This is a genomic window from Mycobacterium sp. 5-140-3-2, from assembly GCF_035666375.1.
GTDB lineage: Bacteria > Actinomycetota > Actinomycetes > Mycobacteriales > Mycobacteriaceae > Mycobacterium > Mycobacterium intracellulare.
Window position 1 is genome coordinate 3,945,867 of the sequence record NZ_CP142025.1, and the last position, 13,224, is coordinate 3,959,090.

At 71.6% G+C, this 13,224-nt stretch carries 11 protein-coding genes and 1 pseudogene; 2 read left to right on the forward strand and 10 right to left on the reverse strand.

The window, feature by feature from the left end; all coding sequences use genetic code 11:
• Positions 1-12: 12 nt before the first annotated feature.
• Positions 13-849, reverse strand: a complete 837-nt coding sequence (gene rpsB, locus P6281_RS18240) for a 30S ribosomal protein S2 (protein ID WP_008258810.1) — start codon at positions 847-849, stop codon at positions 13-15.
• Positions 850-1,182: 333 nt separating this feature from the next.
• Here rpsB and P6281_RS18245 point away from each other — a divergent pair.
• Positions 1,183-1,644: pseudogene (locus P6281_RS18245) on the forward strand (M23 family metallopeptidase); the annotation flags it as partial.
• Positions 1,645-1,875: 231 nt separating this feature from the next.
• Here the strand turns inward: P6281_RS18245 and P6281_RS18250 are convergent.
• The 9 genes from P6281_RS18250 to P6281_RS18290 all read right to left on the reverse strand — a co-directional run bounded on the left by P6281_RS18250 (position 1,876) and on the right by P6281_RS18290 (position 12,261).
• Positions 1,876-2,772, reverse strand: coding sequence for a tyrosine recombinase XerC (locus P6281_RS18250; RefSeq protein WP_014942634.1), 897 nt, complete (start codon positions 2,770-2,772; stop codon positions 1,876-1,878).
• Between the two features lie 32 nt (positions 2,773-2,804).
• The gene (locus P6281_RS18255) at positions 2,805-3,965 is read right to left on the reverse strand and encodes a lactate 2-monooxygenase (protein ID WP_014385459.1); all 1,161 of its coding nucleotides are present in this window, start codon (positions 3,963-3,965) and stop codon (positions 2,805-2,807) included.
• Positions 3,966-3,990: 25 nt separating this feature from the next.
• Entirely contained in the window at positions 3,991-4,860 is an 870-nt protein-coding gene (locus tag P6281_RS18260; RefSeq protein ID WP_008258817.1) for a siderophore-interacting protein, read from the reverse strand.
• A gap of 33 nt (positions 4,861-4,893) precedes the next feature.
• On the reverse strand, positions 4,894-6,033 hold the full coding sequence (gene dprA, locus P6281_RS18265) for a DNA-processing protein DprA (protein ID WP_179960104.1): 1,140 nt from the start codon (positions 6,031-6,033) through the stop codon (positions 4,894-4,896).
• A 26-nt stretch (positions 6,034-6,059) separates the two neighbouring features.
• Positions 6,060-7,571: a YifB family Mg chelatase-like AAA ATPase gene (locus P6281_RS18270; RefSeq protein WP_014380692.1), complete on the reverse strand. Its 1,512-nt coding sequence runs from the start codon at positions 7,569-7,571 to the stop codon at positions 6,060-6,062.
• The gene (locus tag P6281_RS18275; RefSeq protein ID WP_043955203.1) at positions 7,571-7,945 is read right to left on the reverse strand and encodes a YraN family protein; all 375 of its coding nucleotides are present in this window, start codon (positions 7,943-7,945) and stop codon (positions 7,571-7,573) included. The genes P6281_RS18270 and P6281_RS18275 overlap by 1 nt, the downstream gene beginning before the upstream one ends.
• A gap of 119 nt (positions 7,946-8,064) precedes the next feature.
• A complete protein-coding gene (gene fdhD / locus P6281_RS18280) occupies positions 8,065-8,886 on the reverse strand; it encodes a formate dehydrogenase accessory sulfurtransferase FdhD (protein ID WP_009955202.1) in 822 nt (273 codons plus the stop codon).
• A complete protein-coding gene (locus tag P6281_RS18285) occupies positions 8,886-11,225 on the reverse strand; it encodes an FdhF/YdeP family oxidoreductase (protein ID WP_029384859.1) in 2,340 nt (779 codons plus the stop codon). Before P6281_RS18285 ends, fdhD begins: the two co-directional genes overlap by 1 nt.
• Before the next feature lie 46 nt (positions 11,226-11,271).
• Positions 11,272-12,261, reverse strand: coding sequence for an NAD-dependent epimerase/dehydratase family protein (locus P6281_RS18290; RefSeq protein ID WP_014942639.1), 990 nt, complete (start codon positions 12,259-12,261; stop codon positions 11,272-11,274).
• A gap of 191 nt (positions 12,262-12,452) precedes the next feature.
• Here P6281_RS18290 and P6281_RS18295 point away from each other — a divergent pair, with 191 nt between their 5' ends.
• On the forward strand, positions 12,453-13,223 hold the full coding sequence (locus tag P6281_RS18295; protein WP_009955198.1) for a GAF and ANTAR domain-containing protein: 771 nt from the start codon (positions 12,453-12,455) through the stop codon (positions 13,221-13,223).
• Position 13,224: the final 1 nt, after the last annotated feature.

Below are 13,224 nucleotides of genomic sequence, written 5' to 3' on the forward strand. Positions count from 1 at the left end.
TGTTCAGCCTTCCTAGGAGGATTCAGTGGTGGTTGGTTCGGGGGTGCCCGCAGCGGCGTCGGTGGGGGCGCTGGCAGCGGCGGAGGCGAGCAGTTCCTGCTCCCATTCGGGCAGCGGCTCGGCGGCCTCGGCCTCGGGCTTGCCGTCGCCGCGGCCGACCCCGGCGCGGGCCTGCAGGCCCTCGGCGACGGCGGAGGCGATGACCTTGGTCAGCAACGCGGCCGACCGGATCGCGTCGTCGTTGCCCGGGATCGGGTAGTCGACCTCGTCGGGGTCGCAGTTGGTGTCCAGGATCGCGATGACCGGGATGCCGAGCTTGCGGGCCTCGCCGACGGCGATGTGCTCCTTGTTGGTGTCGACGACCCAGATGGCCGACGGCACCTTGGCCATGTCGCGGATACCGCCAAGGCTGCGGTCCAGCTTGTTCTTCTCGCGGGTCAGCATCAAGATTTCCTTCTTGGTGCGGCCCTCGAAGCCACCGGTCTGCTCCATCGCCTCGAGCTCCTTGAGGCGCTGCAGCCGCTTGTGCACGGTGGAGAAGTTGGTCAGCATGCCGCCCAGCCAGCGCTGGTTGACGTAGGGCATGCCGACGCGGGTCGCCTCGGCGGCGACGGATTCCTGCGCCTGCTTCTTGGTGCCGACGAACAGGACGGTGCCGCCGTGGGCGACGGTCTCCTTGACGAACTCGTACGCCTGGTCGATGAAGGTCAGCGTCTGCTGCAGGTCGATGATGTAGATGCCGTTGCGGTCGGTGAAGATGAACCGCTTCATCTTGGGATTCCACCGGCGGGTCTGGTGCCCGAAGTGGGTGCCGCTGTCGAGCAGCTGCTTCATGGTTACGACGGCCATGGTTGTGCCTTACTTGTGTCGGTTGTCGCCTGGCATCGGGTGAAGCCGGGCCCTGGCGCCTGCTGCGATGCCGGACCCGTCCGGAAAATCCGGTCGGGACCGCCCGGCACGCGATTGCGTTCTCCTCGTGGAACCGGAGACGCGATGCGGACGCGCGAAGTCAGCCCGCGGACGAGCTGCGACCAGCAGTTTACACCGGTTCGGCGGGTGCTTTTGCCACGCTTCCCCAGGCGGCGTCGCCGTCCACAGTGCCGGTGCGGCCGGGTGGCGTGGCCGGGCGGGCCGCGCTGAACTGCCTGGATGCGGTGGATGGCGCTGACGTTGGGTGCGGCCCTGGTCAGCGCGGCGCCGGCGGCGGCCGACGACGATCGCCTGGACTGGCCGTTGCGCCCGCCGCCGGCCGTCACCCGGGCGTTCGATGCCCCCGTGCAGGATTGGCATCCCGGCCACCGCGGTGTGGACCTGGCCGGCGCCGCCGGTCAGCCGGTGTACGCGGCGGGCGCGGCCACCGTGGTCTTCGCCGGGCTGCTGGTGGGGCGGCCGGTGGTGTCGCTGGCGCATCCCGGGGGCTTGCGCACCAGCTACGAGCCGGTGCGGGCGGCCGTGCGGGCCGGGCAGTCGGTGGCGGCCGGGACCGTGATCGGGACGTTGATGGCCGGCCACCCGGGGTGCCGGGTCGCGGCGTGTTTGCACTGGGGCGCGATGTGGGGTCCGGCGTCGGGGGCCCACTATGTCGATCCGCTGGGCCTGCTGAGGTCGACGCCGATCCGGCTCAAGCCGCTGCGGCCGCCGGGCGACGCCGCGCAACATGGGTAACAGGCGCCACACGCGTCGCTGCGCGGGTGGACAGGCGTTGCGCCCACCTCCGAGCGACAATCTCGGGCGGGCCCATGACCTGCGAAAACGTGTTGTCGCTCGGAGGTGGGCACTCGCAGTGCGCCCTCCGCCAGCGCCTGGTGTGGCCGATGGGACTGGTGCGACGCGACGTGTGACGACGCCGGCCCGTCGCCCGGGCCGCGGCGGCGCTCAGGCGCGGGGGTGGGCTTGGTCGTGCACGGCGCGCAGCCGGGACACCGCGACGTGGGTGTAGAGCTGCGTGGTCGCCAGGCTGGAATGGCCGAGCAGCTCCTGGACGACGCGCAGGTCGGCGCCCCCTTCGAGGAGGTGTGTGGCCGCACTGTGCCGCAGGCCGTGCGGACCTATGTCCGGCGCGCCGTCCACCGCGGCGACGGTCTGGTGCACCACCGTGCGGGCCTGGCGGACGTCGATCCGGCGTCCCCGCGCGCCCAGCAGCAGCGCCGGGCCTGAGTCGGCGTTCACCAGGGCGGGACGCCCGTCGGCCAGCCACGCGTCGAGCGCCTCGGCGGCCGGCGCCCCGAACGGCACGCTGCGCTGCTTGTTGCCCTTGCCCAGGACGCGGACCAGCCGATGCCGGGTGTCCACGTCGTCGATGTCCAGGCCGCACAGCTCGCTGACGCGGATCCCGGTGGCATACAGCATCTCGACGATGAGCCGGTCCCGCAGGGCCATCGGCTCACCTTGCTGCGCACCGGATTTGGCGGCGGCCAGGGCGTCGAGGGCCTGGTCCTGGCGCAGCACCGCGGGCAGGGTGCGGTGCGCCTTGGGAACCTGAAGCCGCGCGGCCGGATCCGTGTCCAGCAGGCCACGCCGGACGGCCCAGGCGGTGAACGCCTTGACCGCCGAGGTGCGCCGGGCCAGTGTCGTGCGGGCGACGCCGGCCGCGGCCGCGGCGGACAACCACGAGCGCAGCAGCGGCAGGCTCAACCCGTCCAGGCCGACGCCGCGCTCCGCCGCGAACGCGAGCAGCGAGCGCAGGTCGCCCAGGTAGGCGCGGCGGGTGTGCGCCGAACGCAGGCACTGCAAATCCAGGTATTCGTCGAACTCCTCGAGGATCGCCTGCACTCCCCCACGGTCGCAGGGCCGGCCGGGGCGCTCTAGCCGACGCGCCGCAGCGTGTCCGGGGTGAGATCTTTGAGCGTGGGATAGCCGTCGACGGCCATGATGAGGTCCGCCTCGGCGAGGATCGAGCGCAGCACGTGCACGATGCCGTCGTCGCCGCCGAGCGCCAGGCCGTAGGCGTAGGGCCGGCCGATACCCACGGCCGTCGCGCCCAGCGCGAGCGCCTTGACGACGTCGGCCCCGCTGCGCACGCCCGAATCGAACAGCACGGGCAGCCCGTCGGCCGCCTCGACCACGCCCGGCAGGCAGTCCAGCGCGGGCAGGCCGCCGTTGGCCTGGCGCCCACCGTGGGTGGAGCAGTAGATGCCGTCGACGCCGCCGTCCTTGGCCCGCCGGGCGTCGTCGGGATGGCAGATGCCCTTGATGATCAGCGGCAGGTCGGTCAGCGACCGCAGCCATTCGAGGTCGTCCCAGGTCAACGGGTTTCCGAAGGTCGTGATCCACTGCAGCACGGTGCCTTGCGGGTCCTCCTCGGGCGGGCGCTGCAGGCCGGCGCGGAAGATCGGATCGCTGGTGTAGTTGCTCAGGCAGAGCCCCCGCAATTGGGGGAAGTTGGCCGTGGACAGGTCGCGCGGGCGCCACCCGGGAATCCAGGTGTCGAGGGTGACGATGATGCCCTGGAAGCCGGCGGCTTCGGCCCGCCGCACGAGGCTGGCGGCCAGGTCACGATCCTTCGGCGTGTACAGCTGGAAGAAGCCGGGGGTATCGCCGAACTGGGCGGCGACGTCTTCCATCGGGTCGGCGGTCAGCGTCGAAACCACCATCGGCACACCGGTTTTCGCGGCCGCGCGCGCGGTGGCCAGGTCGCCGTGGCCGTCTTGGGCGCAGATGCCGATGACGCCGATCGGCGCCATGAACACCGGCGACGGCAAGGTCAGGCCGAACATCTGGACCGACAGGTCGCGGTCGGCGGCGCCGACGAACATGCGCGGGATCAGGCCCCAGCGATCGAACGCCTCCCGGTTGGCCCGCTGCGTGCGTTCGTCACCGGCGCCGCCGGCGACGTACGACCACACCGACGGCGACATCGCCCGCTCGGCGCGGGCCTCCAACTCCGCGAAGGCCATCGGCAGCGCGGGCGCGATTCCGCCCAGGCCCTTGAAGTAGATCTCGTTCTGGTAGTCCGCGAATGCCATGGAAAAGAGAATGCCAGTCGAGCCGTCAGGCGGACGAGTTCGCCGCCTCCGCCTCGGATTCTGACTGGGCGAGTTCTTTCTTCCACTGGCGGAACGTCTCTTCGGTGCGGCCGCGGCGCCAGTAACCCGAGATGGACGACGCCCATTTCGCGTCCACGCCCCGCTCCTTGCGGATGTAGGGCCGCAGGTTGTGCATGACCGCCTGCGCCTCGCCGTGGATGAACACGTGCACCTGCCCCGGCAGCCACGGGGCGCTGGTGACGGCCTCGATCAGCGGGGCGTGATCGCCGGCGCGGTCCTCGGGCACCAGGTCGGCGCGTCCGCCGCGATACACCCAGTGCACCTCGACGCCATCCGGTGCGGTCAGCGGGATCTCGTCCTCCGGCCCCGCCACCTCGATGAACGCCTTCCCGACCGCGCTGGGCGGCAACGCCTCCAGGGCCGCGGCGATGGCCGGCAGCGCCGATTCGTCGCCGGCCAGCAGGTGCCAGTCGGCGGCGGGGTCCGGCGTGTAGGCGCCGCCGGGGCCCATCAGGTAGATCGGCTGGCCGGGCTGGGCGGTGGCCGCCCACTGGCCGGCCGTCCCGTGCTCGCCGTGCACGACGATGTCCAGCGCGATCTGGCGGGCCTCGACGTCGACGTGCCGGACGGTGAGGGTGCGCACCGTGGGCCTCTTCTCCGGGGGCAGACCGGCGAAGCTGTCGAGGGTGAGCGGCTCGGGAAGACCGGCGACGTCCACGTCGTCGGCGACGAACGCCAGCTTGACGTAGGAGTCGGTGAACTTGCTGGGCACGAAGGCGTCAAAATTCTTGCCCCGCAGCACCACCCGCACCATGTGCGGGGTGAGCTGCTCGGTACCGACAACTTCGAAGCATTGCAGCGGTCGACCTGCCACGTGTCCTCCTGTCCGACGCCCGACCCGCCTCGACTATACGAGCCGCGGCGTTGACGCAGCGTGGCCCGCGGTCGCCCGGACGATTCGCCACAGCCCGTCCTGGCGCTGCACCAACCCGGCCAGCTCGAGCATCGCCAGCGGCCCCAGCACCTGCTCGGGCACCAGCCCCGACGCGACCGCGATCTCGTCGACCGTGGCGGCGCCGCGGCCCGGCAACGCCTCGTATACCCGGCGCTCGGCCTCGCTCAGGCCGTCCAACGGCGTGACCGGCCGCGGCTCGTCCGGCGCCAGTTCGCCGATGTGGCCGATCAGCTCGACGATGTGCTCGGCGCGGGTGACCAGCTCGGCGCCGTCGCGCAGCAGCGCGTGGCAACCCGCCGACGCCGACGAGGTCACGGGTCCGGGCACCGCGGCCACCACCCGCCCCAGCGCCCGCGCCCAGGCCGCGGTGTTCGCCGCGCCGCTGCGCAGGCCCGCTTCCACCACCACCGCCGCGCCGGAGACGGCGGCCACCAGGCGATTGCGGGTCAGGAACCGGTGACGGGCCGGGCGGACGCCGGGGGCGTATTCGGTGAACAACAGCCCGTGCTGGCCGATGCGGTGCAGCAGCGCGGTGTGACCGGCCGGGTAGGGGACGTCGAGCCCGCCCGCGAGGACCGCCACGGTGATCCCGTCGCAATCCAGCACGGCCCGGTGGGCGGCGCCGTCGATGCCGTAGGCACCGCCCGAGACGACGGCCACGTCGCGTTGCGCCAGGTCGGCGGCGAGTTCGGCGGCCATCTGCTCGCCATAGGCCGTCGAGGCGCGCGTCCCCACCACGGCGGCGGCCCGCTGCGCGACCTCGTCGAGTCGGGCGGGCCCCTGCGCCCACAACACCATCGGCGGGCCGCCGCGCCGCCGTGCTTCGGCGCCGCCGAACGCGGCGAACGCCAGCACCGGCCACTCGTCGTCGTCGGGCGTGATCAACCGGCCGCCCCGCCGGGCGATCGCCTCGAGATCGGCCGCCGACGTGTCGATGTCGCGCCTGGCCTCGGTGTGCCGGGCCAGGACGTCGTCGACCGCGCCCCGCCGGACCCGCTCGGCCGCCTCGACCGGGCCGACACGCCGCGCCAGGGCGGCGAGCCCGGCGCAGGGCGGTTCGGCCACCCGGGACAGATACGCCCACGCCCGCAGCGCGCGCTGCCGGCCGGTCGGGGCGCTCACCGCTGCGTCCCCGGCTGGCGAAAGCTCAGTGCGGCGGCGACCTCGTCGAGCCCGGGCGACGTGCGGCCCGCCAGGTCGGCCAGGCTCCACGCGACCCGCAACGTGCGGTCGAGGCCCCGGATGCTGATCAGGCCGCGATCCAGCGCCCTTTGCAGCGGCTCCATCGCCGCTTTGCTGGGGCGGAACTTTCGGCGCAGCAGGGTCCCGCTGACTTCGGCATTGGTGCGAAAACCGTGCGGCTGCCAGCGCTGCGCGGCGGCCGCACGGGCGGCCGCCACCCGCTGACGCACCTGTGCCGTGGATTCGCCGTCGCGACCCGAGAACGCCGTCGCCCGCACCGGATCCATCTGCACCCGCAGGTCCACGCGGTCCAGCAACGGCCCGGACAACTTGCCCAGGTAGCGGCGTTTGGTCGCCGCCGGGCACATGCAGTCCCGCGGATCGGCCGGCGCGCACGGGCACAGGTTGGCGGCCAGCACCAGCTGGAACCGGGCCGGATAGCACGCCACCCCGTCGCGGCGGGCGAGGCGAATCTCGCCGTCCTCCAACGGTGTTCGCAAGGCCTCTAACGCGCTGACCCGGATCTCGGCGCACTCGTCGAGGAACAGCACCCCGCGGTGGGCCCGGCTGACGGCGCCCGGTCGCGCCATCCCGGAGCCCCCGCCGACCAGGGCCGCCACGCTGGAACTGTGGTGGGGCGCCACGAACGGCGCCCGGGTGATCAACGGTGTGTCCCCCGACAGCAGCCCGGCCACCGAGTGGATCGCGGTGACCTCCAGCGACTCGCTCTCCGACAGCGGCGGTAGCAGGCCCGGAAGGCGTTGCGCCAGCATCGTTTTGCCCACACCGGGCGGCCCGGTGAGCATGAGGTGGTGCGCGCCGGCGGCGGCCACCTCCACCGCGAAGCGCGCCTGCGTCTGGCCGACCACGTCGACCAGGTCCACCACCGGCTCCTCCGGCGTGCGGTCCGGATTGACCCGGTTGTGCAGGGCGCCGGTGCCGCCGAGCCATTTCTTCAGCTGCCCCAGGGTCCGCACGCCCCACACGTCGATGCCGTCCACCAGGCTGGCCTCGGCGAGGTTGTCCGCCGGGACCACCACGGCCGGCCATCCGTCGCGCTTGGCGGCGAGCACGGCGGGCAGCACCCCGCGCACCGGCCGGACCCGCCCGTCCAGCGAAAGCTCGCCCAGCAGCACGGTCTTCTCCAGCCGGTCCCACGGGTTTTTTCGCTGCGCCGAGAGCACCGCCGCGGCCAGGGCGATGTCGTACACGCTGCCCATTTTCGGCAGCGTCGCCGGCGACAACGCCAGCGTGAGCCGCGCCATGGGCCAGTCGTTGCCGCAATTGGTGACCGCGGCCCGGACCCGGTCGCGCGACTCCTGCAGCGCGGCGTCGGGCAGACCCACCAGGTGCACGCCCGGCAGTCCGGACGTGATGTCGGCTTCGATCTCCACGATCTCGCCGTCCACGCCGCGCACCGCGACGGAGAACGCGCGCCCCAGCGCCATCAGCCGACGCCTTGCAGGTGGGTGATCTCCGGGGTGCGCCGGCGTCCGACCCGCACGCCGATCACGTCGATGCGGATCGCCGCCCACCGCCGGTCCTGGCCGGCCAGCCACAGCCCGGCCAGCCTGCGCAGCCGCCGGACCTTGCGCGGGGTCACCGCGTGCGCCAGTCCCCCGTAGCCGTCGCCGGTGCGGGTCTTGACCTCGACGAACACCGCCGTGCCGGCGCGGTCGCAGGCGATGATGTCGAGTTCGCCGTAGCGGCAGCGCCAGTTGCGGTGCAGGATCCGCAATCCCGCCCGCGTCAGGTGGTCCACGGCGAGCGCCTCGCCCATGGCCCCCAGTTGGATCCGGGTCATCGTCGTTTCGGTTGTCATGCGGGCCACGGTGCCCGCCGGGGCCGACGGGTCGGGCCGCCGTCGCGGGCCGCGGCCGCCCGCGCCCGCGGGTTATCCCCAGTGCGGCCTCCATCCACAGGAGGCCGGGCAACACTGGGTCACGCGATGCGGTCGGCCCTGGTGTAGATGTTCATCGAGTCCTCGCGCAGGAACGCCACCAGCGTGATGCCGGACTCCTCGGCCAGCGAGACCGCCAGCGATGACGGCGCGGAGACGGCCGCCAGCACCGGAATCCCAGCCATTACGGCCTTCTGCGTCAACTCGAAGGATGCCCGCCCGCTGACCAGCAACACCGAGGCTGCCAGCGGCACCCGCCGATGCTCCAGCGCCCAGCCGATCACCTTGTCGACGGCGTTGTGCCTGCCTACGTCCTCGCGCACCACCAGCATCGTGCCGTCGACGCCGAACAGCGCGGCCGCGTGCAACCCGCCGGTGCTCTCGAAAACCTTTTGCGCGGAACGTAGTTGGTCCGGCATCGCCTTCAGCGTGGCCGGGGCTACGGTCGCGGGATCGGCACCCGGGGTGAACCGGCTGCTCAACCGCACCGCATCCAGGGACGCCTTGCCGCAGACCCCGCACGACGAGGTGGTGTAGAAGTTGCGGGTGACGTCGAGGTCGGGTTTGGGCACCCCGGGCGCCAGCGTCACGTCCAGCACGTTGTAGGTGTTGGCGCCGTCGTCGTCACGCCCGGCGCAGTAACGGATGCTGTGGATGTCGTCGCGGCCGCCGATGACCCCTTCGGTGAGCAGAAAGCCTTGGGCGAGTTCGATGTCCGCGCCCGGCGTGCGCATCGTCACGGTGACCGCCGCGCCGTCGACCCGGATCTCCAAGGGCTCCTCGACGACCAGGGTCTCCGGCCGGGTGATCGCCTTCTCGGCGGTCAGATGCGTGACCCGCCGGCGTGACGTTACGTGCCCCACTACGCGGTTTCACCGCCGGCGGCGGGCTCCACCCGGATGACGACGGCCTTCGACACCGGGGTGTTCGACTTCGCCGCAGTGTGATCGAGCGGAACCAGCGGGTTGGTCTCGGGATAGTAGGACGCGGCGTTGCCGACGGGAGTCGAATACGCAACCACCAGAAAGTCTTTCGCGCGCCGTTCCTGAAGCCGGCCCTCGGCGTCCGTCCACTCCGACACCAGATCGACGCGCCCTCCCGGGGTCAGGCCCAGCGCGTCGATGTCGGCGGGGTTGATGAACACCACGCGGCGCCCGCCCTTCACCCCGCGATAACGGTCGTCGAGGCCGTAGATCGTGGTGTTGTACTGGTCGTGGCTGCGTATGGTCTGCAGCACCAGCCGGCCCTCGGGCACCGGCACCCATTGCAGCGGGTTGACGGCGAAGTTGGCCCGCCCCGTGCTGGTGTGGAATTCGCGCGTGTCACGCGGCGGGTGCGGCAGCTGGAATCCGTCGGGCGCACGCACCTTGCGGTTGTAATCGGCGCAGCCGGGGACCACCGCGGCGATCGCGTCGCGGATGGTGTCGTAGTCGGCGGCGAAGCTCTCCCACGGAACCGGGTGCGCCGCACCGAGAAGCGTGCGGGCCAGCCGGCACACGATTTCCACCTCGCTGCGCACCTGGTCGCTGGGCGGGTGCAGGCTGCCGCGGGACAGGTGCACCATCGACATCGAATCCTCAACCGAGACAACCTGTTTGCGCCCACCTCGAACGTCGCGGTCGGTGCGGCCGAGGGTGGGCAGGATCAGCGCCGTATTCCCGTGCACGAGATGGCTGCGGTTGAGTTTGGTCGAGATCTGCACGGTCAGCGCGCAATTGCGCAGGGCGGCCTCGGTGACGACGGTGTCGGGGGTGGCCGAGGCGAAGTTGCCGCCCATACCCACGAACACCTTCGCCCGCCCGTCGCGCATCGCCCGGATCGCGGCCACGGTGTCATACCCGTGCTTGCGGGGAGTGGCGATGCCGAACCGATCATCCAGGGCGGCCAGAAACTCCTCGGGCATCTGCTCCCAGATGCCCATCGTGCGGTCGCCCTGCACGTTCGAATGTCCGCGCACCGGGCACACCCCGGCGCCCGGCTTGCCGATCATGCCCCGCAGCAGCAGCAGGTTGGTGATCTCGCCGATGGTGGCCACCGCGTGCGCGTGCTGCGTCAGGCCCATCGCCCAGCACACCACCGTCCGCCGCGACGCCATCAGCATGTCGGCGACGCGGTCGAGCTGTCGGCGTTCGATGCCGGTGGCGGCGAACACGTCGTCGAGGTCGATGTCGAGGGTTCGGCGCCGGTATTCGTCGAACCCGGCGCAATGCGCGTCGACGAACGCGGTGTCGATGACGGTCCCCGGGGCGCGGTCGTCGGCCTCCAGCAGCAGCCTGCCCAGCCCGGCGAACAGCGCCATGTCACCGCCCAGGCGGATCTGCACGAATTCGTCGGCGATCGGGATGCCGTGCCCGACGACGCCATGCACCTTCTGCGGGTCCTTGAACCGGATCAGCCCGGCCTCGGGCAGCGGGTTCACCGCAATGATGTTGGCGCCGTTGGCCTTTGCCTTTTCCAACACCGACAGCATCCGCGGGTGGTTGGTGCCCGGGTTTTGTCCGGCGATGACGATCAGGTCGGCCAGCTCGACGTCCTCGACGGTGACCGAACCCTTGCCGATGCCGATCGACTCGGTGAGCGCCGAGCCCGAGGACTCGTGGCACATGTTGGAGCAGTCGGGCAGGTTGTTCGTGCCGAACGACCGGACCAGCAGCTGGTAGCAGAACGCGGCCTCGTTGCTGGTGCGGCCCGACGTGTAGAACACCGCCTCATCGGGGCTGTCCAGGGCGCCGAGCTGGTCGGCGATCAGCCGGTAGGCGGCGTCCCAGCCGATCGGCCGGTAGTGGTCGTCACCGGGACGCAACACCATGGGGTGGGTGAGCCTGCCCTGCTGGGACAGCCAATACTCGGGCTTCGCGGACAGCTCGGCGACCGAGTGCCGGGCGAAGAACTCCGGTGTGACGGTGCGCTTCGTGGCCTCCTCGGCGACGGCCTTGGCGCCGTTCTCGCAGAACTCGGCCAGCTTGCGACCGCCGTGCTCCTCGGGCCACGCGCACCCGGGGCAGTCGAAGCCGTTGCGTTGGTTGAGCCGGGCCAGCACCGCCGCGGTGCGCAGCGCGCCCATCTGCTCGAACCCGCGTTGCAGCGAGACCATCACCGCCCGAACGCCCGCCGCCTCGCGCTTGCGGGGCGTGACGGTGACCGCGTGTTCGTCGTAGTCGACGGCGGCAGGCCCGGACACGGCCGAGCGGTGAGACCTCACAGCATCAAATTACCGCTTGGCGGGGGCCTCAGACCCCTCAGACCGTTCAGACCGCGGAAGCCAGCGCCGCCAGGGCCTGCGCCGAGGAGTAGAGCGGCCGCCAGCCCAGTTGGGTCTTGGCCTTGGTGGTGTCCATGACCATCGACGTGCGCGCGGTGTGCAGCCATTCCAGCATCGCCGGCATCAGCGGAACGCGCGAAATCGCCGCCGAGGCCGCCGAGGCCGCGACGGCGGGAACCCGGACCGACCGCGCGCCCAGGGCCTTGGCCACGTCGGCCACCGACACCACGCCGTCGCCGGCGATGTTGTACGCGCCCGGCGGCGCCGGTGCGGTGGCCGCCAGCGCGATCGCGGAGGCGACGTCGTCGTGGTGAACCAGCTGCAGCCCGACACCCGGATCCGGCACCACCGGTTTCAGCAGGGGAACGGCCTTGAGCGCCTTGACGACGGCGCGTATCGGGCCGGGCAGCTGGTTCCACGGCATGGCGTCGGCCAGGGCGGTGGCGTTGGGCCCGGCGACCACGCACGGCCGCAGGACGAAGACCTCCAGCGGCGAATCCCGGGTGATGTCGGCGAGCATCGCCTCGCACGCGGCCTTCTGCGCGGAGTAGTAATGCTCGGCGGACCCGCGCACCGGCACGTCCTCGGTCAGCGGGACCGGGTTGTCGGCGTGATAGCCGTAGGCCGCCACCGACGAGGTGTAGACCAGGCGCCGCGGCCGCTCGGCGGCCACCGTCGCCTCGAAGACGTTGCGGGTGCCCTGCAGGTTGACGCGGGCGCTCTCGTCGCGCGAGCCCATGATGATGAAGGCCAGGTGGATCACCACGTCGGCCTGCGCGACCACGGCGTCGACGGCCTCGCGGTCCAAGATGTCGCCCCGCTGATAGGTAGTCTTGAGCCAGCCGCGTGAGGACGGGTCGAACGGGCGGCGCGCCATCCCGATGATGGCGTCGACGGCCGGTTCGCGCTCGAGCGCCGTCACCGCGGAGATGCCGATCTCCCCGGTGGGCCCGGTCACCGCGACGGTCACACCCATCTAGACGTCCTTCCCTCCCGTTCCCAACCGAAACCCTGCGCGGAAACGCCACCGCGGTCAAAGGCGACGGACGGGTCGCTCACCGATTCGCTGCGACCGGGCCAAACCGCGTGTAAGGGTGGGGCCGGCGACCGATAATCTACGGCGACCGAAAGGTCACAGCGCCAACACCGCAGGAAACGAGGCACAGCATGGCGGACAACGCGAAAGCCCGTGCGGTCGCGCCCCCGACTGGCGGGGAGAAAGCCGACCCCTCGACGGTTTTCGCAGCTCTGGCCGAAATCATCTATCGGGGCTCGGATGCCAACGAGATGTACGCGGCCATCTGTGTCGCCGCCACCCTGGCCATCCGCGGCTGCGACCACGCCAGCCTGATGGTGCGCGAGAACGACCGGTACGTCACCGTCGGCGCCAGCGACCGGCTGGCGCAGCAGGTCGACGAGTTGGAACGCCGCGCCGGCGACGGCCCGTGCATCGATGCGATCGAGGAGGAGACGCCCCAGATCGATCCCGACCTCACCACGCCGTCGCTGTGGCCCAAGCTGGCGGCGGTGCTGGTCGCGGAGACACCGGTGCGGGGGGCGATGGGATTTCGCCTCCTGGTCGACAAACGCAAAGGCGCGGCGCTCAACCTGTTCAGCGATACCCCGAACATGTTCGACGCCGAGTCCGCCGGGCGGGCGGCGGTGCTGGCGGCCTTCGCGAGCGTCGCCATCAACGCGGTCGCCAAGGGGGAAGACGCCGCCAGCCTGCGCCGGGGACTGCTCAGCAACCGCGAGATCGGCAAGGCGGTCGGCATGCTGATGCTGCTGCACGACATGAGCGAGGACGACGCCTTCGACCTGCTGCGCCGCCATTCCCAGGCGCTGAACATCAAGCTGGCCGAGGTCGCCCGCGCGGTGATCGAGCAACGCGGCCAGCTGCCCGCCCTCGCGGAAAACCAGCTGCCCCCGAACGCCTGAC

What these genes read in the sequence shown, in the direction of transcription:
- P6281_RS18295 (WP_009955198.1), top strand. Translation starts at nt 12,453, where the DNA reads ATGGCGGACAACGCGAAAGCCCGTGCGGTCGCGCCCCCGACTGGCGGG.
- P6281_RS18270 (WP_014380692.1), bottom strand. Translation starts at nt 7,571, where the DNA reads ATGGCGCTGGGGCGCGCGTTCTCCGTCGCGGTGCGCGGCGTGGACGGC.
- P6281_RS18275 (WP_043955203.1), bottom strand. Translation starts at nt 7,945, where the DNA reads ATGACAACCGAAACGACGATGACCCGGATCCAACTGGGGGCCATGGGC.
- P6281_RS18255 (WP_014385459.1), bottom strand. Translation starts at nt 3,965, where the DNA reads ATGGCATTCGCGGACTACCAGAACGAGATCTACTTCAAGGGCCTGGGC.
- rpsB (WP_008258810.1), bottom strand. Translation starts at nt 849, where the DNA reads ATGGCCGTCGTAACCATGAAGCAGCTGCTCGACAGCGGCACCCACTTC.
- P6281_RS18290 (WP_014942639.1), bottom strand. Translation starts at nt 12,261, where the DNA reads ATGGGTGTGACCGTCGCGGTGACCGGGCCCACCGGGGAGATCGGCATC.